General features: G+C 35.7%; 16 protein-coding genes. 4 read left to right on the top strand and 12 right to left on the bottom strand.

What is annotated here, in order from left to right; genetic code table 11:
• Nucleotide 1: 1 nt before the first annotated feature.
• Nucleotides 2-670: an HAD family hydrolase gene (locus LC457_RS17985; RefSeq protein ID WP_223601104.1), complete on the bottom strand. Its 669-nt coding sequence runs from the start codon at nucleotides 668-670 to the stop codon at nucleotides 2-4.
• Between the two features lie 615 nt (nucleotides 671-1,285).
• On the opposite strand from LC457_RS17985, the gene fusA reads away from it, so the two are divergent.
• Entirely contained in the window at nucleotides 1,286-3,352 is a 2,067-nt protein-coding gene (gene fusA, locus LC457_RS17980) for an elongation factor G (protein WP_223601103.1), read from the top strand.
• 567 nt (nucleotides 3,353-3,919) lie between these two features.
• On the opposite strand, the gene LC457_RS17975 is transcribed toward fusA, so the two are convergent.
• A complete protein-coding gene (locus tag LC457_RS17975) occupies nucleotides 3,920-5,458 on the bottom strand; it encodes a SulP family inorganic anion transporter (RefSeq protein WP_223601102.1) in 1,539 nt (512 codons plus the stop codon).
• A gap of 610 nt (nucleotides 5,459-6,068) precedes the next feature.
• On the opposite strand from LC457_RS17975, the gene LC457_RS17970 reads away from it, so the two are divergent.
• Both LC457_RS17970 and LC457_RS17965 read left to right on the top strand, forming a co-directional pair.
• Complete coding sequence (locus LC457_RS17970; RefSeq protein WP_142719503.1) at nucleotides 6,069-6,497, top strand: transposase; 429 nt, start codon at nucleotides 6,069-6,071, stop codon at nucleotides 6,495-6,497.
• Between the two features lie 44 nt (nucleotides 6,498-6,541).
• Nucleotides 6,542-6,844, top strand: coding sequence for a helix-turn-helix domain-containing protein (locus tag LC457_RS17965; RefSeq protein WP_223601101.1), 303 nt, complete (start codon nucleotides 6,542-6,544; stop codon nucleotides 6,842-6,844).
• A 431-nt stretch (nucleotides 6,845-7,275) separates the two neighbouring features.
• On the opposite strand, the gene LC457_RS17960 is transcribed toward LC457_RS17965, so the two are convergent.
• The 4 genes from LC457_RS17960 to LC457_RS17945 form a co-directional block, all read right to left on the bottom strand.
• Nucleotides 7,276-8,115, bottom strand: a complete 840-nt coding sequence (locus LC457_RS17960; RefSeq protein ID WP_223601100.1) for a hypothetical protein — start codon at nucleotides 8,113-8,115, stop codon at nucleotides 7,276-7,278.
• An 890-nt stretch (nucleotides 8,116-9,005) separates the two neighbouring features.
• Nucleotides 9,006-9,533, bottom strand: a complete 528-nt coding sequence (locus LC457_RS17955; protein ID WP_223601099.1) for a DUF6584 family protein — start codon at nucleotides 9,531-9,533, stop codon at nucleotides 9,006-9,008.
• Nucleotides 9,534-9,575: 42 nt separating this feature from the next.
• Nucleotides 9,576-10,154, bottom strand: coding sequence for a hypothetical protein (locus LC457_RS17950; RefSeq protein WP_223601098.1), 579 nt, complete (start codon nucleotides 10,152-10,154; stop codon nucleotides 9,576-9,578).
• 52 nt (nucleotides 10,155-10,206) lie between these two features.
• A complete protein-coding gene (locus tag LC457_RS17945) occupies nucleotides 10,207-11,724 on the bottom strand; it encodes a TROVE domain-containing protein (RefSeq protein ID WP_223601097.1) in 1,518 nt (505 codons plus the stop codon).
• A 460-nt stretch (nucleotides 11,725-12,184) separates the two neighbouring features.
• Here LC457_RS17945 and LC457_RS17940 point away from each other — a divergent pair, with 460 nt between their 5' ends.
• Entirely contained in the window at nucleotides 12,185-12,637 is a 453-nt protein-coding gene (locus LC457_RS17940) for a VOC family protein (RefSeq protein WP_223601096.1), read from the top strand.
• 143 nt (nucleotides 12,638-12,780) lie between these two features.
• Here the strand turns inward: LC457_RS17940 and LC457_RS17935 are convergent, their stop codons facing one another.
• From LC457_RS17935 to LC457_RS17910, 6 genes are all read right to left on the bottom strand, one after another.
• Nucleotides 12,781-14,124 (bottom strand): SWIM zinc finger family protein, encoded by a 1,344-nt coding sequence (locus LC457_RS17935; protein ID WP_223601095.1) that lies wholly within the window; start codon nucleotides 14,122-14,124, stop codon nucleotides 12,781-12,783.
• Between the two features lie 2 nt (nucleotides 14,125-14,126).
• Nucleotides 14,127-16,823 (bottom strand): DUF6493 family protein, encoded by a 2,697-nt coding sequence (locus tag LC457_RS17930; RefSeq protein WP_223601094.1) that lies wholly within the window; start codon nucleotides 16,821-16,823, stop codon nucleotides 14,127-14,129.
• Between the two features lie 553 nt (nucleotides 16,824-17,376).
• Nucleotides 17,377-19,350: an AAA family ATPase gene (locus LC457_RS17925; protein WP_223601093.1), complete on the bottom strand. Its 1,974-nt coding sequence runs from the start codon at nucleotides 19,348-19,350 to the stop codon at nucleotides 17,377-17,379.
• 121 nt (nucleotides 19,351-19,471) lie between these two features.
• Complete coding sequence (locus LC457_RS17920; protein ID WP_223601092.1) at nucleotides 19,472-20,023, bottom strand: 3'-5' exonuclease; 552 nt, start codon at nucleotides 20,021-20,023, stop codon at nucleotides 19,472-19,474.
• Nucleotides 20,024-20,130: 107 nt separating this feature from the next.
• Nucleotides 20,131-20,673, bottom strand: coding sequence for a 3'-5' exonuclease (locus LC457_RS17915; RefSeq protein ID WP_223601091.1), 543 nt, complete (start codon nucleotides 20,671-20,673; stop codon nucleotides 20,131-20,133).
• 114 nt (nucleotides 20,674-20,787) lie between these two features.
• The gene (locus LC457_RS17910) at nucleotides 20,788-21,351 is read right to left on the bottom strand and encodes a metallophosphoesterase family protein (RefSeq protein WP_223601090.1); all 564 of its coding nucleotides are present in this window, start codon (nucleotides 21,349-21,351) and stop codon (nucleotides 20,788-20,790) included.
• Nucleotides 21,352-21,371: the final 20 nt, after the last annotated feature.

The following is a 21,371-nucleotide window of genomic DNA, read 5'->3' as shown; positions in this document are numbered from 1 at the left end:
TTTAGTGTTTAAGTAAATGGGCACTGAAACCGAAGTTCTTTGCTCCTTCATAATCAGCAAACGGATTGTCTCCGATATGCAGAATCTGGTGCATTGGCAAATCCTGATCTTTGATATTATTTTTCACTTCCTGAAAAATAAGCGGGTTCGGTTTGGAACAGTTGATTTCATCAGAATAAATGTGGAAATCTATATACTGATCAAGGTTTTCGTGGATCAGAAATTTTCTCATGGTTGTTCCTTTGATAAATCCTGTATTGCTCAGAATATTGATGGTCTTTCCCTGATTTTTAATATCCTCAAAAAAATCATGGATATTCTCAAAAATCACAATCGGTCTGTATTCCAGAAATAAATCTTCACTTTTTCCGTAAAACTCATTGAGTTTTTCTTTATTCAATTGTTTTACATCCACACCCAGAGAACCAAGAATCATCAGATAAATTTCAAAAGTGTCTATATTTCCTCCCGTGACTTCATTAATAGTATTGCAAAGATCATCGTAATATTTTACAGTTTTCGCAACTTCTTCTATCGGTTTATCTACGTTGAAAAATGAGGAGAACAGCTCAACTCTTTTTGCTTTAAATTCAGGATGAGATTTGATTAAAGTGAGCCACAGGTCAAAGGAAAAATGACAGTGGTTATGGATGTCGATATCTGTTTTCAATAGGTTTTAAGTTAAAAGTTTTTATTTAGCTTCTTGAAAAAGATTTAAAATTTTTTAATCATCAACAAGTGTTTACCATACTATTCTTCCCAAAGATAAAATATTTATCATAAAAGCATTACGTTCATTATCTGTTTTAAGATATTTTTATGAAATTCTATGAATTTGAAAGACTCGCAGAAGATGATTTTTGGAGCGTTTAAAAAAATATTTTCAAAAATTCTTTGGAAATCAAAAAAAAATTATAATTTCGCAACCGATTAAAAATCAACAATGTCAACAAAAATGATAAATATTATTACATTAAGCAATCCTGTCAGAGCTGTGTTCTTTGGCAGCACTGAATATTTATCTGAATAGTTCTATAGATCTTTTATACCCAAAAATATATTGAAGACCTGTCTATTCGGATAGGTCTTTTTTGCTGCCCTAATTTCAGACTTTAACAATTCAAACAACTTCTGTTATTTGTTAAGATCTCTGAAAATTTCACTTTGATACGCAATACAAAAATGTTTTTACCGGCTCTATGAGACCGGAGTGTATTTTGTGCTTATTTTTTTCAGAACCTTTTCTAAATACAGATCTAAAAATCAACAATTTAAATTTAACAAAATGAAATACAACACACGAAATATAGGGATTATAGCACACGTAGATGCAGGAAAAACAACTTTATCCGAAAGACTTCTGTATTACACAGGACTTATTCATAAAATAGGTAATGTAGATGACGGAAATACCACCATGGATAAAGACATCCAGGAAAGAAACAGAGGGATTACCATTTCATCCGCTGCGGTTTCAACACAATGGAAAAAAGATGATAATGTTTATAATATCAACATTATTGATACTCCGGGGCACATTGATTTTGCAGTAGAAGTAGAGCGTTCTCTAAGAGTTTTGGACAGTGTAGTCGCAGTTTTCTGTGCTTCATCAGGCGTTCAGCCACAGACTGAAAATGTTTGGTTCCAGGCAGAAAAACATGGCACCTCCAAGATTTGTTTCATCAACAAAATGGACAGAATTGGTGCAGATTTCTTTGCCGTTCTTCATGAGATAAGAAGCAAGCTAAGTGCTGTTCCTGTGGCTCTTCAAATCCCGATTGGAGTTGAAAGTCATTTTGAAGGTGTCATTGATCTTGTCAAAATGAAAGCATTATACTGGACCGATGAAAACGGAGAAACTATTGCAGAGAAGGAAATTCCAGCCACTTCCCAGCCTGAAGCTGATGAATACAGAATCAAATTACTGGAAACTCTGGCAGAATATGATGAGACTTTTTTTGAAATCTTCATGGATACTGAACATACAGTCACTGTTGAAATGGTTACAGAAGCTATACAAAGAGTCTGCAGAACTGGATCTGCCGTTCCCGTTTTATGTGGTTCTGCCTTTAAGAATAAGGGAATCCAGCCTCTTCTTGATGCGGTTGTAACGTATCTTCCGGCACCTGATCAGCTTGCTGACCTGCATGGAAGAGATCCTCATACAGAAGAAACAGTAATACTGGAAAGAAATGAAACGGTTTCTTTTTCAGGGCTTGTCTTTAAAGTTTTGATTGACAAGCATATGGGAAGACTGGCTATGCTCCGTGTATATTCCGGAAAAATTAAATCCGGAGATACTTTACTGAATGTAAGAACGGGCGAAAGTTTCAGGATTTCCAGGATTTTACAAATGCAGTCTGACAAAACGTTATCTCTGGAAGAAGCTAGAGCAGGAGATATTGTTGCTTTAACAGGAGTAAAAGATGCCAAAACCGGAGACTCTTTATCTTCTGCAGACAAGCCGATATTGCTGGAATCGATTACAATCCCGACTCCTGTTATCAGGGTGGCTATTGAACCGAAAACCAATGGTGATGAGAAATCTTTTGGTTTGGTGCTGGCAAAAATCCAGGAAGAAGATCCTTCTTTGGTGGTTGAAAGGGATAAACAGACCGGAGAAACTTTATTGAGTGGACTGGGAGAGCTTCATCTTGAGGTTACTTTGGAAAAAATCCGTCTGAATCACGGTATTGAAGTCAATCAGGGAAAACCTAAAGTTTCTTACCGTGAAATCTTAACAGCAACCAAAGTTCATAGAGAGAAACTTTCCAAGCAGAACGGAGGAAGCGGGCAGTTCGCTGATATCACTTTTGAAGTCGGCCCAAGGACTGATAATGAACATGGATTGGAATTCATCAACATGATCAAAGGAGGAGTTATTCCCACTGAATTTATTCCTTCTGTTGAAAAAGGATTCAGAGAAGCTATGGAAAACGGACCTTTAAAAGGTTATCCTCTGGAAAACATGAAGGTTACTCTTCTGGACGGTTCTTTCCACGCGCAGGATTCCGCGGCGTTTGATTTTGAGATTGCGGCAAGAGAAGGATTCAAAGCTGGGGCCAAAGGTTGCAGTCCCAAACTTATGGAACCCGTCATGCAGGTGGAGGTCCAAAGTATTGAAGAATATACGGGTGCTGTCACTGCGGATATCAACAGAAGAAGAGGAATCATCACTTCTATTGATGAAAAATCAGGAAGAAAGATTTTTGCAGCGGAAGTTCCGTTGGCTTCAACTTTCGGGTATATTTCTGATCTGAGAACGCTGACAAGCGGAAGAGCTTCCATCAGCATGAAATTGTCGCACTATGCTTTAGTGCCTGATTTTATTGCAAATACATTAATCACCTAAACAAGCAAGGACTGTAGATTTTTTTTCTTACAGTCCTTGTCTGGTTATGGGATGTTTGGTGAATGGTCAATCGTCAATCCGCTGCGCTTGTCAATTTTTACAGACTATAAAAAATTCACTATTCACTTGCGAAGCAAAATTCATTTATTGAATATGAAATTGTGAATGGGCAATCGTCAATCCACTGCGCTTGTCAATTTTTCCATACTACAAAAATTCACTATTCACTTGCAAAGCAAAATTCATTTATTGAATATGAAATTGTGAATGGGCAATCGTCAATCCACTGCGCTTGTCAATTTTTCCATACTACAAAAATTCACTATTCGCTTGCGAAGCAAAATTCACTCATTGACAATGGAATTATGAATGGGCAATCATCAATTCGCTGCGTTTGTCAATTTTTCCATACTACAAAAATTCACTATTCACTTGCAAAGCAAAATTCATTTATTGATAATGGAATTATGAATGGGCAATCGTCAATTCGCTGCGCTTGTCAATTTTTTTATACTACAAAAATTCACTATTCACTTGCGAAGCAAAATTCACTCATTGACCACCTCCCTATTTTTCCGGCATCACCTTATAAGTCGGATCTTCCTGGATATTAACTTCTACTACAGCTTCTGCATTTTTCAATATTTTTCTACAGTCTTCACTGAGATGTCGTAAGTGTAAAGTTTTATTTTGTTCTTTATAGCGTTTAGATAATTTACCTAAAGCTTCTATCGCACTCATATCTACAATACGGCTTTCTTTAAAATCCACAACCACTTGCTCTGGATCATTCATAGGATCAAATTTATCTGTAAATGCCGTTACTGAGCCGAAAAACAACGGTCCGTATATTTCGTAATGTTTCACTCCGTTTTCATCTACATGCTTTTTTGCCCGGATTCTTTTGGCATTATCCCAGGCAAAAACCAACGCCGAGATGATAACTCCAACTAACACTGCCAACGCCAAGTTATGTAAAATCACGGTAATCAATGCAACGGTAACTCCTACGAAGATATCTGATTTCGGCATTTTATTAATAATTCTGATAGACACCCACTGAAAAGTACTGATGGCCACCATCATCATCACTCCTACTAAAGCAGCCATAGGAATCTTTTCAATAACAGGCGCTCCACACAAAATGATTATTAAAATTAGAAGTGATGCTATTATTCCCGATAATCTTGCTCTGGAACCAGCATTAAGATTTACTAAAGTCTGTGCTACCATTGCACAACCTCCCATTCCTCCAAAGAAACCGTTGGTAATATTGGCCAATCCCTGAGCTACGGATTCTTTATTGGCACTTCCTTTCGTATTGGTGATTTCATCCACCATGGATAAGGTCAGAAGAGATTCTATAAGACCTACTCCAGCCATAATTAAGGCATAAGGAAAAATAATCTGTAAAGTTTCCAGAGAAAAAGGGATTTTCGGAATATGAAAACTTGGAAGGTTTCCACTGATATGGGCAATATCTGCTACTGTTTTGGTTGGAATATTAAACCCAAGAACGACAGCAAATACAATTATAATGGCTACCAGAGAAGCAGGAACCGCTTTCGTTATTTTTGGAAAAAAGTAGACTACTGCAATTGTCACGGCAGTTAAACCAGCCATTATATACAAAGACATTCCCTGCAGCCAGCTTACGGCTCCGCTGCTGTCTGTAATTTTAAACTGTTCCACCTGTGCCATAAAAATAATAATGGCCAATCCGTTCAGGAATCCGTACATAACCGGTTGTGGAATCAATCTCACAAATTTTCCCAGTTTAAAAATACCTACCAACATTTGAAGTATCCCCGCCAGTGCTACAGTAGCAAAAAGATATTCTATGCCATGAGATTGTATCAGAGCAATCAATACAACAATGGTTGCACCAGCTCCACCGGAAACCATTCCCGGACGTCCACCAAAAACAGCAGTTACCAATCCCATCATAAAAGCTGCATAAAGCCCTGTAAGCGGAGACAAACCGGCAAGGATAGCAAATGAAAGAGATTCAGGGATCATAGTCATCGCTACCGTAAAACCGGCCAGCAGTTCATTTTTATAATTTATTTTCTTCGAAAAATCGAATAAGCTTATAGTATTTTTCATTGATTTGCAAAGGTATGGAATACAATTTTTCTTTTTATCATTTTTCTATGAGGAAGCCTATCACTTGTAAGCAATTCACACATTAATTGTTATAATATGTTAATTTTAATTAAAATAAGCATATAAAGTATGATTTTTACATTTCTATCTCTTTTTACTACTTATTTTTGTTTACATTTGAAAGCGAATAAGCAATTATTTGGTACTAATTAAAAAATTCAACGCGTAAAAAGCTGTATACCAATCTATCTACAGCTTCAACTCATAGAATTGCATAAAAACCTTAATAGGTTATATATTATTTACACAAATGGCAGGAAGAGAGGTTTGAAAGAGAAGAAGAAGAAACCCATTGAAAATAAAGAATATATCCCAAGTACATTAAGGTGACTCCTACCCGCCTTTTTTTAAGATATTTGGTAATTTATTGATTCGTTTTTTAAGACTCATCATCTTATTAAACGCAATTTAACATTCTTACGTCATAATTTCTATTTCTTATCAATTTCAAATTGAAGTGAATTATTTTCCGCCACATGAGATAATATATATATTCTATTTTCGTTTTTTTGATACATAAGTTTAAACAAAAGAATAATATTCAATAAAAATGTTATACAAAGAAATCCATATTGGGAAATTTATTAAGGAAAGGGTAGATGAAAATGAAATAACAATAGAAAGGATATGCAAATTTTTAAGCAAAGATGAAGGAGCAATCGAGGTAATGTATGACAGCAAATCAATGGATACAGATCTTCTTCTAAGATGGAGTAAATTATTGGAATATGATTTTTTCAGACTTTACAGCTCACATTTGATTTTATATGCACCTCCTTCTGCTATCAACAAAAACCAGCAGAAGTCCGAAAAAACGCCTTATTTCAGGAAAAACATTTACACTCAGGAAATTAAAGATTTTATTATGAAGAGAATTCTTTCCGGTGAAATGACCCAAAGTGAAGTCATTAAAGAGTATTCTATTCCGAAAAGCACCCTTCACAGATGGCTTCAGAAGAGCGATAATGTAAACGGATAAACAGATAAAACATGCGCCCCAATTACAAAAAAATTTATCAGGATATGCTAAAGATGGAATATCCGGAAAAGCTAAAAGATCCGAAAATCAAAGAACTTCTTGAAAAACTTAATACCAGTGAGGATGTTCTGAAGTTCAATGAAAAGCTGTTCAAGCAGTCCAGAGAAAATCAAAAACTCAAAACCTATGACAGGCAGACTATGCTAAAATTGCTTCAGTATCAGAAAAAGCATGGCCATTCAACAAGCTATATGTCCAGAAAATATAAAATAAGCAGAACTACTCTTTCAAAATGGAAACTTATGTTTGAAGAAGAGCTTGATACAATGAAAAATGCCGGTAAATAATTTACCGGCATTTTATAAAGGTAATGATAAGGAAAAAACAAGGCTGTACGTTTGCCGGAGTCGAACCGGATAACCTTGCCGGAATGACCGGCTTCGCTATTCCTCCCTTAATTGTGTACGATGAATTTTTTCCTAACGACACTTCATAATAGTACTATAAAGAAGCTGGAAGTGGGAAGAAGAAAGATGGCAAGTCTGAGATTCCTCCGACTCTATAGAAAATTATAATACAAAGATATCTTTCAACGTCCCACTTCCGGCTTCTGATTTTATGAAAACAAGGCAGCATCCGAATAATGCAGTCGTGCTCTAACCAACTGAGCTACTCTTCCTATATACATCGTGTTTTTTTGCTGTGGAAGAGACGGGACTCGAACCCGTGACCCCGTCGTGATGAGCGAAGTAACATTTTTCTACGGCACTTGTTTATTTTATTTTTCTTCTTCAGCTATATATGTTTTAACAATAGGATGAACTCTGGCATTTTCCGGGTGATAACTTAAACCGAAACTACTCCATCCGGAAGACCAGTAAAGAATCATTTCTTTGAGATAAGGAATGTCTTTAGTCTCATCATATTTATAGTTTTCATTAAATATTTGTTGTACTTCATCAATAAGCTCCGGATAAAACATTTGATCTTCTTCATCAAAAACATCAATATGAATATCAAGATAACCTCTTAGCTCATTTAATAAATAAGTTCTGAAATCCCATCCCATAATGACAATATCTGAACCTCTTATAGAAAGCACAGGTCTCCAAACAAGATCTACATCACTTATTATATAACGAGTTCCCATAAGTGGTAAAAGTGTTGGAACATGTGAAAACCATTCATCAAAAATTTCTTTTCTCTTTTCCAAGGATGCAGGCTTTATTCCCCATGATTTCAACCAAACTTTATTAACTGAATCAATATCATCCAACATCCAATCATATGGCGTATTCAATATTTTTTTTATTTCCTCTTCATTTTCAAGCCAATTATAAAAGAAAGTACATTCTTCCGTAATCAGTTCTCCTTCATCTTCATATTCCACAATTTCTTTTTTGTCGATGGCATGAAGAATTTTTAGAAATTCTCTATGTTCAGAAGTAAAACTGACCTGATATTTTTTTTCAACCTGATCAATCTGTTCTTCGGAAAGCCCCTGCCATCTGGCTCCGTAAAATCCTTTTGGACAATTTTCATCATCTACCGACCATAATTTTTCTGTACGGTCTTTGACCCAGTATAAAAACTCAGTCAGATTAACTGGTATATTCATTGTTATTAATTTAAAAATAAAAAGAGGCAAGATTCGAAAAGACTTGTACAAGATCATTTCCATGACCTTCTGGAGTCGAACCAAATTAAACCGAAGTAGGCCTTCTCTACGGCACTCTTTATATAATCAAGGTAAAATTCTCAGAATCTTCCGTGCATTTGCTCTACATGCTGAGCTACCTCTCCTTTTCGAGGGAAAAGGCAGGATTCGAACCTGCGACCCAATGTTTACTCAATCTCGAAGTATGATTCTAAAACGACACTTGATTTTTAATTTTTTTGTTTATTTATATATCTACTACAATTTTTATAGTATCAGGGCAAAATGGCGGAATCTTTTCTTTTTCTTCTGCTCTATCTTTTGAGCTACATTCCGTTTACAACAGGAATAGCAGGAATTAAACCTACATCTGAAGACTTAACTCGAAGTATGACTACAAAACTACACCTGATATAATTAAAACAAGGTAATTAGATCAAACAGAGACTAATACGGGGTGTTGCCATTTCTACTATCTGCTGCTGCAGAACAGGATTCGAACCTGTATTACCGTCCCTAAAGAAGTAACTCTGTTTTACGACACTTGCTTTTATAGTTATTCATGATTATTAGTTTTATCTTTTGCAAATTTATATCGCTGGTACGCATTCTATTTACGCAGTTGTTTTTCTATTAAAAACCAAGTAACTAGGAATAAGAGTTTTTGATTCTAGTCAAATTAAAAGTTTGATGATGGAACTCTTATGAACGACATTGGTTATAGCTACCGGGCAATCTGTCGAAAGACTCTGTCAGTTTAGAATCGAAGAATGTCTTTCTAACGGCACTGATATTATTTTAATACTGCAAAATTATATTGTATGTACGCAATCTTTTTACGTAGTTTATTTTTATTGAGAAAATAATGATGAGATCAATTCCGACAATTTAAAAATCCCTAAAACCGGAAGTAAAATAATAAATCCAATCAATAGAAAGATTCCAATCTTGCTTAGAAAACCTGTATGATGTTCCTGATACTTTTCTTTTTCTCTAGTTTTAGCTTTAAAAGCAGGAATTTGTTTGGTCGCTTTGAAGCTATCTTGCTCAAGCTCTATGATTACTTTCTTTGCATGCTCATCAAGCAAATCTTTATTTCCTCTGAAAACAATATCTTTTAAAATTGCATTTCCTGAATTGCTTAAAGATTTTCTGTATAACTCTACCGCATTTTCCATTTCATTATTTTCAGGAGCAGACAGAATCCAGAATTTTCCCGCTTCATCAAGAAATCCAGCTTCAAAATAAATCTGTCCTAATCTTTTTCTCAGAGAAATATCATTAGGAAACTGATTGATCATATTTCTTAATCTGTCACAGGCTTTTTTCTTTCTGCCTTCCTTTAAATCTTCTTCAATTCTGTAGAATAAATTTCCCATAATCCATTTTTTGCTTTATTTTCTTGCAATCCCGATATATTATTAATCTATTTTAAATGCGGATTGCCAAACAAAGATGTCATAAAAACTGGAAGCATTAAGTTTACTAATCTTTTCCAAAGTTTCTTTTAACTTTTCTCTTTGCTTTTCTTGCAATTCTGCCTTGGACAAATTAATCTCACAATATTCCTGTACAAAACTTCTAAAATCAGCGGCTGTTACAGAACGAAACATTTTTTCCATGACCTGCATTCTGATAGTTAATAATAATTCATCATCCCAGTCTTTTTGCTCCTTTTGAATATACTTTGTATCATAACTTTCAAAATTAAATGGAGAGAAACTCGTACACCAATCACCCCATTGATCTTCGTCAAATTTTCCTGTAAAGATTTCCATAACATTTTCATCAAATGTAATAACCGAATCCATATTGATATGATCCGCTTTTATAGCTTTTATCCATTCTTCAACATTATTAATAAGCATTCCATGAATATTTACAATAAAAAGATCTCCTGAATAATCAAAGCATTTTGAATTCTTAAATTTAAATTGGAAAGATTTCTCTCCAGTCTGTATCACGTCTGCAAACACAGGATATTTATTTATGATTTTCATAGGTTTTGATTATTAAAATTTATTTTTTGTTCTTAATTAAAAGCAGTGCCTTTTACAGCACTACTTTATGAATCATTTCTACGGCTGATTTTTTGTCTTCCAACGCGTTCAGTACTTCGAAAATTTTATCTGACCAGCCAGCTATCAGATGTACATCATTTTTTCTGATATCAATTGGCTGTCTGCCATAACCTGCCAGATCAAAGATATACAGCTTTGCATTGGGTGAGATCGTTTTGTACCTGTTCCACACGTCTTCAAAAGATTTTCTGTTTCCGGTGCTGTTCCACATCTGAGTATCGGTGAATAGCATTACTTTGTTCACTTTTTCATCTCTTTTGATCAGATCTTCGATAACGAGATAACCATTCGTAGAATACCCTACTTCACCTTCGCGTTTGTAGAAAGCGTCTACATTTCTTAAAATACCATTTTTAGGCATTGGAACTCTCAGCCAACGGTCACCGAAAATACCTGTCACCACATTTTTACACTGTGACTGAAGGATCATCGACATCAGTAAACCGATATCATACAGCAAGATTTTGCTTTTATTGGAAACTGCTTTCTGCATAGAACCGGATACATCTGCAGCGATCACTACCGAAGTATCAAAACCAAAACCTTTGATATTTTTAGCACTTACTACCACAGCATCTTCCAATGCTTCCAACACGGATGACAAATAAGGAGAATCTATCGTTTTTAATTCTCTGTAAGCCGCCAGAAATCGGAATGGGAGCTGCTTTGAATTGGATACCGCTCTTTCATCTGAAAGATATCTGCATACTTTATTCATTGCATCAGATGATACCCCCGCTTCAAGGATATTCCTCAGGTTCCTCATGGTTGCCATATACCCCAATTTATTGCTGAAGATCAGTTCTTCCCATTTATTTTTGAAGGCTAACTTTCTTTCTGCATCATTAGCAAATTTCGTCTGACCCAAAACGGAAAGCTCTACTTCCCATGTGTATGGAGTTTCCAGTGTATTATTGGCAATTTTGTTGAAAACAGCTTGCTGGTTTTCATCCTTAGCCTTCGGGTGAACCAGGAATAATGCGTCTTTCAAGGTTACCTCCGCTTTTCTGTTGTATTTTGCAAACTGGTATTCATCAAATTTGTTGAAGGACTTTACCAGGCCTTTTTGAATCTGCTTTGACAGTTTATTCAGTTTTTTAGTATCTGTTCTTTTGTTTGCAAGTTGGTAGTATGCCAGCAATTCTGTGATTTCATCAGCTCTCTGAACGACACCTTCCACTGTTTTGCTTACCAGATCCGTACCGGAAGTCTGTTTTGCCAGTTCAGTTGTCAACACCAATGGAATGGAACGCAAGTACATATCTTTTCTTGCATATACCGCCAGTTTTGCCACAAATTCCGGGTCATTTTTTTTGATCAGAGACTGAATTCTTTCCAATCTGTCATTTCCTTTTTCATAGTTGGCATCTGACAGTCCTGTTGTAACAACAGCACTATACAATTCTTCTGCAGGTGTCATCGCATATGCTTTTGCACCTTCGTAGTTCAATACTACTTTCGTTTCTTTTTTTAAAAAATTAAATTTCATGGTTACTGTTTTTTGTTAAACATTGGGAAGGATTGATACTTCCTCTCTGATTTCTCATGCAAAGTAAAAACAGTGTTGCGCAACCTTTTTGCGTAGATTTTTTTATTGAACATTTTTATTGTGGATAGATTTCTTTAAAATGGATCTTAGAGATTTTAAGTTTTAGTTAAAGCCGTATGAATGGGGCATTTATAAGATGGGCTTCCTTCGTCTACGCTCAGGATAATAGCCCACCCCTATTGAATTAATATTGAAAACAATCATTGATATTTGATAACAATCTAATTCATCATTCATCATTCATCATTCATCATTCATCATTCATCATTCATCATTTATAACTTATAATTTATAATTCATAATTATAAAATCCTTCTATCATTCATTTCAATTAAAGAAATGGGCAATGTTACGTTTTCTAATGAGGGTTTTCTAGATTTGCTATTACTAAAATTAAGCTATGATTAAAGGAATATATGAAACCCATGTTCAGGTGAGCAATCTGGAAAATGCAATACAATTTTATACGGAAGTGTTAGGATTGAAACTGGCTCACAGAGATGAAACCAGGCCTATTGCTTTTTTATGGGTTGGAGAAGGGAAAGAATTTATGTTAGGATTATGGGAGCAGAAGGAGAATCTTCAGACCAGACATTTTGCTTTTTCCAGCAGTAAAGAAGATATTTTAAACTATTCAGTAGAGTTTTTAGAAAATAAAGATTTAAAGCCTTATAATTTTCTAAAAAATGGAAGTGTTGAACCAATGGTGTTTGCGTGGATGCCCGCGCTGGCCATTTATTTTAATGATCCGGATGGAAATCAGCTTGAATTCATCTCTATTCTTGAGGGAGAAAGCAAACCGGAATTAGGTGTGCTTAGTTATGAGGAATGGATAAACTCGGAAAAAAATTGATATAAAAAATTGTTAGATGCTGATATAATGTAGTGGCGCAAGAAAATCAAAGACTTAAAGAGATCAAAATTGAATTCTTATTTAACAAAATTTTTGCGTCCCTGCGACTGTCAACAAGATAATAAAATAAGGTAGAAAAAGCTTTAACTGTTTATCAGTTTTTTTACTGCCAACACATGTTTACAAGGACCTCTTTCGCCCTGATATTTACTGAACCATTCACAAGTACAGCGTTCTTTTTCTTCTTCAATAATTACCGTATGATGTACACCGGTTCCTTCTACTCTGGCTTCTGTTCTTGCTTTATTGTTGTTTAAAATTTCTACTTTTCCGTCTTCTATTAATTTTTCGGCATTTTTTATACGGGGATTAAGTCCAATAATACGGCTTAATTTAAAAGGTAGCCTGCGGTAGAAAAATTCATGATCATCAAGGTCATAACCCAATAATCCCATTGCTGCAAGCCTTCCTGTAATAGTATCAGTTTTGCTGAAACTCAGATTTTCTTCCAGAGCAAGCATGTTTGGATTAAAAGATTGATTGGCATAAGCGTACTTATCCAAAGCATCAATCCACTCATCAGAAACTTCAGAAATCAGGCTTTCTAAGACTGCTCCTTCTCCTGAGAAACCTCTCCAGCACTCTCTTGACAAAGAAAAACTAAATCTGATAGGTCCCATATAAAGCTGCCACGTTGTAGACTGCATAGTAGAATGTGAAAAAACCTGCATATAATCAATATAAGGAAGCAGGGACTCTAAAAGACGAAGCCTGTGAAGCCCGCCTATGCAAACAGCATCCATAGATTTTACCGGAGAAAAAATGGGTTTATTTCCTCTCACGATCAAATAATAATCAGACTTTACCACGCCTTTCGGCATCCCGCGGAATAGTTGCTGGGTCTGAATTTTATTGAAAGTATAGCGTTTTTCGGATTCCGATAAATATACCTGAACTGTTCCCAATCCTTTGATCCATTTTGCGGGTAAAGGAACTTTTCTTTCTATTATTTTCTCTTCTTCTTTATACAGTCCCACTTCTTTTTCACCCACGGAAAGCATAATTTTTTCATTTGGGCGGATGCTTCCCAGCGCAGTTATCATTGGTTGATTGAAGTCTACATTTGTAGTTCCATTTTCAAGGAATTCACCTTCCAGACCTTCAGGCAATACGTCAACCCTTGCATAAACTCCGGCGCAGTGAGAAAAACCTTCAAAGCGTAATCTGTGATTTCCGGCTGTTATGATCGGATCTTTAAGAAGCCCCATTTGAAACGGGGACAGGTTAAAACTTGATTTTACAATATTGGACAGTGTAATCAGACAACGCGCTAGAATAAAAGGCTGCCCAACATTTCCCCAGAAAAAACATGGAGCATCAGTATTTTTATGTATCTCACTGTATTTAGCGAGAAACAATTCTTCAAGTGCATCTCTCCTTACTAAAGAGGATGTTCCTGAATAGCTGTAAATAAGTGTACCTTCCATATCTATTTCTTCAGAAGAAGGCCACAGATCTTTTTCAGACTTGAATTTTCTTTCCAGCTATTTAATTTTCCTATTATTTCATTATGAGCATCTGAGTGATTCAAAGCCAATACTTCATGGTAGATTTCTAAAATCTTTTTCAGATTGGTAACCGGTGTTTCCATTTGAAGCAATATATTGGAAATCAATTCTTCCAGGGCAATATTATGATTCTTACTGACATTCAGCATGTGATGCTGCATAAGATCTGTTAATCTTTTAACAGGTGCCCATTCCAGTTTTTCATGCAAACCTATCACCCTTCCTAACCATGCATTATCCATCGTTTGGGAAGAAACATGCTCCAGCCATATTTCAGCGGCTGTACTACGAATAGTTTTATCACTGTCCAGGAAAATAGTTCCTAAGAACAGATACCCGATTTCGTCTAATGGGTTTTTGATCTGATAAAGTGCATTCGCTGTGTTCAAAACCAGACTTCTTTCATAGACTTCGGCAATTCCTGAAAAGAAAAGGCAGTGCTTGATTACTTTCGCCAAAGCATTTGCCGGAGTATTCGGAAAACAAAGCATCAAGGCAGGAATTTCGATAAGCTCTTTCTGTTCGGCAACGAAATATTCCACAAATAAAGGCTCTTTCCTTTTTGCAAGATGATATTTAGGAATAACAATTTTCAGCTCTACAGGATAATATGAGTTTTTCTTATTATCGATGGTCTTCCATTTGTAAGCCCCTGAAAAGAATTCTACAGGAATATCATCATACCCAAAACCACTGAATTCTTCAAATAAGGTTTCCGGAGAACGGGTAATTCCTGCAGTCATCCACCATGAAGGATGTTCAAATTTTCCTTCCGGCTTAGTATTTTTGCCAAAGAAGAAAAGTAAAAGTTCTTTGTATTCTCCTTTTAATCTTTTTTCAACTTCAATGATCGCTTCTGAAGTATTGTCTAAAGCACAACGCTGCAATGCCAGCTGAATATCCAGATGATGGGGTTTAACATTATTATTCTGATAGCTTTCCAATCTTTCAACCAACGTTACTGGAGAAATCCAACATGGAGCATGGGTAACCGTGAACAATAACGGGATCTTATCTCCTGATCTTATTTTTTCATAAGCATAGATGGCCAGCTCTTTAAACGCGATTCTTGCAGGGCAATCTGCTCCGACATTTTCAATCGGCCCCAATTTTTTCTGATAATTGGAGTAAGACTCTCTTGTGGCCTCCTCTTCTTTGGTCTTATGATAAATTCTTTCCAGATTTTTAAGCTGAACCGGATATTTTTCCAGCAGATCCAAGCCATAATTAATAATGGCATTACATATTAAAACATTCAGATAAGGAACTTCCCATTTCGAAATTGTTTTACAGGCTTTCAAAAATACCGGTTCTATTAATTTCACGGATTCGGCATTTACATCTCCGGCAAAACGGATAAATCCAGCCAAAGCAATATCACAATGATGACTGTACGGATCATCCATCGCCAAAGGAAGATAAAACATGAGATCTTCAAAGTTCTGAAGTACTTTCACTGCATTTTCTTCTGTAGTCAGGGATAATTTTTCCGAAGCTATTGCTACCAGTTCCGGCTGTGTTTCTTCAATATATTTTACAAGAAGAGGACGTACATTGGTCAGTATATTGTCTGAATAATGGGAAAGTGCCTCTATCATATTTTCTGAAGCCGGAATATATTTAAGAATGATCTTTGCAGCTTTTGACTGTATGCCATCATCTTTGCTGACAAATGCCGTACTTAAAGCCATTCCCAACATTTCGGGATCTATTTTCTTTCTCTGGAATATTTTTTCGGTCAGTACCAGACTGGATACAACCACTGTTTTCACTTCCGAGCTCAACAGATTCGGAAGGTAATGGGAAAATTCATCATTTTTAAAATCAGGAACTCCCACAATTTTTTTCAAATGTGATAATATGGTATTCACAGCTTTTGACTGTGAGGAAGCCAGCCCTGCAAGCAATTCACCCTGCAGTTCAGACAGCTCTTCTTCAGTTGGTTTTAATGAAGTAAATGCATCCATAAACCAGCCTGTGACATTTTTATTAAAATTTCTGTTGGAAGCCAGAAGACATTCTTTCAAAAATCTTTTCCTTTCAATCTTTTTTTCTGCGATCAGCTTCTGAACAATAGGAAACCATTCTTTACGGAAGGGTAAAGATTTGGAAGGATATTCACATAAATACCAAAAGTGTGTATTAAGGGTTTCGGGATGGCGGTCCAGTTCAGCTGGATAATTGCTCAGATGGTGTCCCAGCAGTTCCGGTTTGGGTTGTACATAGCCTTTTTCTGTCCATCCTAAAATATCCTTATAGCTAAATGCTGTAAATTCAGCTTCTACAGATTCATTGATGAAGTCTGAAAACCATTCCGGGCAGCCCCACTCCAGAATCTGTTCGGTCTGTTCTGCGTTACGGAAAAGACTCCAGTAATTTTTACCGAAATTCTTTTTGTCCATGCAGACAAATGAAGCAATATCAATAATGGAATGCTGATTCACAGATCCTGCCGTATGATAGGAATTTTTAGTCATTACAATTTTACTGATCTCCCTGTCCATTTTCTTTATAGATGGCACCAGTGTTTTCCTTTCTTCATTACTAAGCTCTTTTAGAAAGGGGATAATCTCATGTATCTTTTCCTCATTAAGGATCTCATAAAGTCTTTCTTTCATGTGCTTCTAATTTGATGTATAAATTTGTTTCAGGTTATTGAGTAACGACTTCTTTTTTATCTTTTGGTGTAAGCTTTTTAAGAAAAGAAACCATCTCCTTTATTTTACAGTTTAAACATTTTCTCTTAAAACCCTCATCAATAAGCATAAATTCATTCTTATCAGCTAAAATAAAAAAAAATGACTGACAGACAGTAAATTATCCCGTTAAAGTGAATTTTTTAACAAAATATTAAGTTAATAAAACAACTGATAGCTTCACTTTAGCACCACAAAAACAATTCCCTGTTTAAAGATATATTGGTAAAAAAGTGGCTAAATACTCTCTACTTTGATATTTACACATTATTTGGTGTCTTATTTTTGGAATTTGTAATGTTATATAATAAAAACATTCTATTGTACAGATACGTTAATTTTATTTAAAATATTGTAGCATGAATTTTTGAGAAGGTCAGCAATCGGAGATCGTATTAATTTCAGGATTGTAAAGCCAGATAATATGATCATCACTTCCTGACTGTAAAACTGATAATTTTATGATATCAATGACTTACATCTTAAAAGTTTTTTCCACCTCTGTCAACCCCATTTTTGCCAGATGTTTGTATATTGTTGGCAAGGTAAGATTTCTTTTTTCTGCAATTTCAAAAGGAGGCATTCCTTTGTCAAATAATTCAAAGGTAATCAGATGTGTAGGTTTTTTCGCAATGACTATCGATGTATCTACTTCAAGTATTCTGTCAAATAAAGGAAGGTCTAGGAGGTAGCATTCTTTCAGTTTTTCAATATAGTCTGCGAGATCATAGAGAAATACTTTAGTTTCTTCATTAAAGGCTTTAAGTCCTTTTATTCCTGCAGTTTCTGAATATAAGTCCTTTAAAGGCAGCAAGAAATCTTCCGCGATGCTTTTATAGAAAAAATTTACAGCTCCTTTACATTTATCTTCAATTTCAGTCCAATGACAGGTTCCTGCCGCAAAACTTAATGCTTTTTGATGAATAATTTTTCTAAATTTCCAGGAAATGGCAAAGAGTTTTTCACTTTCTGATTCAAAGTCTTTTAATAGTCTTTTTAATTTTGCCTGATCCGGTATTTCTGCTGATAAGGCCGTCGATGCCCAAATCATGACAGCATCTTTCAGCCAGCCAGCATCTACAGTCATACGGAGTTTATGCAGTGTATGATCATACTTTTCCTGCTCAACAAGCTGCTCCAAAATATTATTAGCATGGGTCGACTGCTGAAAATGTTCAATCCTGTGGTCACAAAATATAGCTTCCGGTGTAATTTTAGACTTCAGAACAATTCCTTCCAGAGTCCGGCATCGGCTTAATGCAACATATACCTGTCCGCTGGCAAAAGACCTTCCTGCATCTATGACTACCCTATCAAACGTTAGCCCCTGACTTTTATGAATGGTAACTGCCCAGGCCAAACGTATCGGATATTGTTCAAAACTTCCCAATACTTCTGTTTTGATATTCTTTTCTCCATCAAGGGTATATCTTTTTTGTTCCCAAACTTCTTTCGTCACTGTTATTTCTTTTCCCGTCTCTTCAAATACAGCCTTGATAAGGTCTTCATCCAGATAGGAAATTTTTGCCAGCCTGCCATTGTAAAACTTTTTTTCAGGAGATGAATCATTTCGGATAAACATGATCTGGGTTCCTATTTTGAGTTCTAACGTTTCATCATTGGGATATTGGGTTTCTTTAAATTCACCAATGACAACCGCTTTATAAAAATAGGAATCTTCAGGGAGCTCATTCAGTTTTTTCTGATTAATATGATCGGCTATCCGATTGTGAGAGCAAAGATGGATATATGTTTCATTTTCAGGTTCAAAATCAGGATTATATCTGGAATTTAATTTTTCAAAATCCAAATTACGGATATCTGCATGTCTTACTGCATTGAGTATTTCAAGAAATTCCGGACTCTGCTGGCGATATACTTTCAGTAACTCTACTGTTATCAATGGAATGCCCTGAAATGCTTTGGCAGAAAAGAAAAACGGTGTATGATAAAATTTTGACAGGATACGCTCCGATTCATCCCTTACCACGGGAGGCAGTTGGTATAAATCTCCTATTAACAGCAATTGTGCCCCTCCAAATGGCAATTGATTTCGTCTGACTCTCCTTAATGAATGGTCCATCATATCCAGCAGGTCGGCTCTCAACATTGAAACTTCATCAATAATAATTAATTCAATTTCACGGAAAAGATCAAGTTTATCTTTACGGTATTTAAAATGAGGGAAAAGTTCATTAATATTCATTGCCAGATTGGGATCAACAGGCTCTGTGGTGGGAACAAATGTACGTGAAGGAATTGCAAATAATGAATGAATTGTTACACCGCCAGCGTTGATAGCTGCAATACCTGTGGGTGCAACAATAATGTGTTTTTTGCGGGTCTTTTTTACAAACTCATTCAGGAAAGTAGTCTTCCCTGTTCCTGCTTTCCCTGTCAAAAATACATTTCTGCTGGTATGTTCAAGTAATTCGGTGAGTCCGTCCAATGAATAAAAGTTTTCATCAAAGTTAACTTATATAAAGCTAAAACACCCTATTTATAAAAAATAAGATTCCCTTTTTCAAGAGAGTCCATTTGACTGATAATGTTGAAGATACAAAATTCCTTTAATAGTTTTTCATGCACCAATGCAGAATTTTTGCAATGTTTTTAGCATCATCCACTCCTCTGTGGTGGGTGCCTTCTAAAGTAAGACCCAACTCACCCAGAGCTCTGTTCATCCCAACACTTTTCCTGATGGTAGGATGAATTTCTCCGAATAATGTTTTCACATTGATATGGTCATCGCTCATAGGATAGTCTGTATAGAATCTTCTTGCCTGATTCTGAAGCATATTCAGATCGTAGTTTCCATAGCTCGCCCACGTTAGTTCTTCTGAATCATATTCTGCTCTCAGGATATCGAATGCATCATCCAGCATTATTCCTTCATTATCCAGCATATTTTGGGTAAGGGTAGTAAGTTCTGTACAAAACGGACTTACTTTTGAATATTGTGGTTTTATTAAAATCCCTTCATTTTTGGAGATCTTACCGGTTTTTGCATTCATGATGCATACACCGATCTCGATGATCTCGCTCTCCTGGCCTCTTGGCGGTCGGTTTTCCCAACATGTTGCTTCGAGGTCTACTATTAATATATTTTCTGTTGTTTTCACTTGTTTAAAATTTAATTGTTAAAGGATGGAGGATAGATGTGGGAAGTTTTCATAGTGTCTACTTTACCTCCAGCCTTCCAACCTATTTACTATTTACTATTTACTATTTACAGAATTTTACTTAAAATTCTGGCTGTATTGTAAGCATCGTCTGCTCCACTGTGATGGGTGCCTTCAAAATCCATATTCAGATAACTCAAGGCTCTTTTAAGCCCTATTTGTTTATGCAGTCCGAAATGTCTTTTGAATTCATGCATCACATTCATGTAATTTTCTGAAAAAGGATTTTTTACTCCAAGCCAGTCACACTGTTCTATGATCTGCACTCCATCGAAGTTTCCATATCCTGCCCATGTAAGCGGTGCAGAACGGTATTGATCTCTGATCATTTCACAGGCTTCTTCAAAATAGATTCCTCTTTCTTCTATCAGTTTAGGACTAATTCCGGTCAGTTGTGTACAGAATCTGTTGATTTCTGATCTTTCAGGAATTACATAAATGCTTTGTTTTTGGGAAATTGCTTTTGATGTTAAGTTTAATTTACAAATCCCTATTTCTATAATATCGACTTTCTGCCCGATGGGAATTCTGTCGTTTTCCCAGCATGTAGCTTCCAGATCGATAATTATGATCTCATTGGTTGTTTTCATGTTATTATAAAATGTACGATGTAAAAAGTAAAATATATGATGAAGGCTGTTGAATACTCAATGAAATATCATTCTCATTTTTCCCTCCATCAAATCATTACTTATTACTCATCATTAATTTCTTGGACCAAATGGTGGTGTCCATTTTTTCCTTTTCATAATTTCTTTGACTTCCTCGTAGGAAATCGGATAAAAATTGTGGCAGTCTACCCCTACGTCAAAACTCAGTGCCATCTCATCATCCGGCAATGTTCCATGTGAATGTCCGTATAACTGCCAAACACCTCGGTGCGAGCCATTCCAGGTGCGCATGGCGTAGTGGAAAAGAATGATTTTCTGTTTTCCGTTGCTGTTATCTGCTTCATCAATTTTCAGTTCGTGATAATCTCTGATGGAAGCAAAGCGCTTGGGATAAGCTAAAGCTGCACCTTCGTGGTTGCCTTTTATCAGATGGATATTACCATTTAACCTGTCTAAAATCTCTTTTGTAAAATCCGGTTTTCCCAGACTTATATCTCCTAAATGGTAGACCGTATCACCGGGTTGAATTTTCTCATTCCATCTTTTAATGAGTTCTTCATTCATATGGTCCAGAGATTCAAAAGGTCTTTCTGAAAATTTTATAATATTCTCGTGACCAAAATGATGGTCTGCTGTAAAAAATATATTGGGTTTCATTTTTTTTAATTGTTTTTTAA

The organism is Chryseobacterium sp. GVT01B, assembly GCF_019970045.1.
Lineage (GTDB): Bacteria > Bacteroidota > Bacteroidia > Flavobacteriales > Weeksellaceae > Chryseobacterium.
This window is presented reverse-complemented; position numbering and strand designations above follow the sequence as displayed.

Coding starts and splice junctions, on each gene's coding strand:
- LC457_RS17940 (WP_223601096.1), top strand. CDS start 12,185: ATGATTAAAGGAATATATGAAACCCATGTTCAGGTGAGCAATCTGGAA.
- LC457_RS17960 (WP_223601100.1), bottom strand. CDS start 8,115: ATGAATATACCAGTTAATCTGACTGAGTTTTTATACTGGGTCAAAGAC.
- LC457_RS17945 (WP_223601097.1), bottom strand. CDS start 11,724: ATGAAATTTAATTTTTTAAAAAAAGAAACGAAAGTAGTATTGAACTAC.
- LC457_RS17915 (WP_223601091.1), bottom strand. CDS start 20,673: ATGAAAACAACCAATGAGATCATAATTATCGATCTGGAAGCTACATGC.
- LC457_RS17965 (WP_223601101.1), top strand. CDS start 6,542: ATGCTAAAGATGGAATATCCGGAAAAGCTAAAAGATCCGAAAATCAAA.
- LC457_RS17930 (WP_223601094.1), bottom strand. CDS start 16,823: ATGAAAGAAAGACTTTATGAGATCCTTAATGAGGAAAAGATACATGAG.
- LC457_RS17950 (WP_223601098.1), bottom strand. CDS start 10,154: ATGAAAATCATAAATAAATATCCTGTGTTTGCAGACGTGATACAGACT.
- LC457_RS17910 (WP_223601090.1), bottom strand. CDS start 21,351: ATGAAACCCAATATATTTTTTACAGCAGACCATCATTTTGGTCACGAG.
- LC457_RS17955 (WP_223601099.1), bottom strand. CDS start 9,533: ATGGGAAATTTATTCTACAGAATTGAAGAAGATTTAAAGGAAGGCAGA.
- LC457_RS17975 (WP_223601102.1), bottom strand. CDS start 5,458: ATGAAAAATACTATAAGCTTATTCGATTTTTCGAAGAAAATAAATTAT.
- LC457_RS17970 (WP_142719503.1), top strand. CDS start 6,069: ATGTTATACAAAGAAATCCATATTGGGAAATTTATTAAGGAAAGGGTA.
- fusA (WP_223601103.1), top strand. CDS start 1,286: ATGAAATACAACACACGAAATATAGGGATTATAGCACACGTAGATGCA.
- LC457_RS17935 (WP_223601095.1), bottom strand. CDS start 14,124: ATGGAAGGTACACTTATTTACAGCTATTCAGGAACATCCTCTTTAGTA.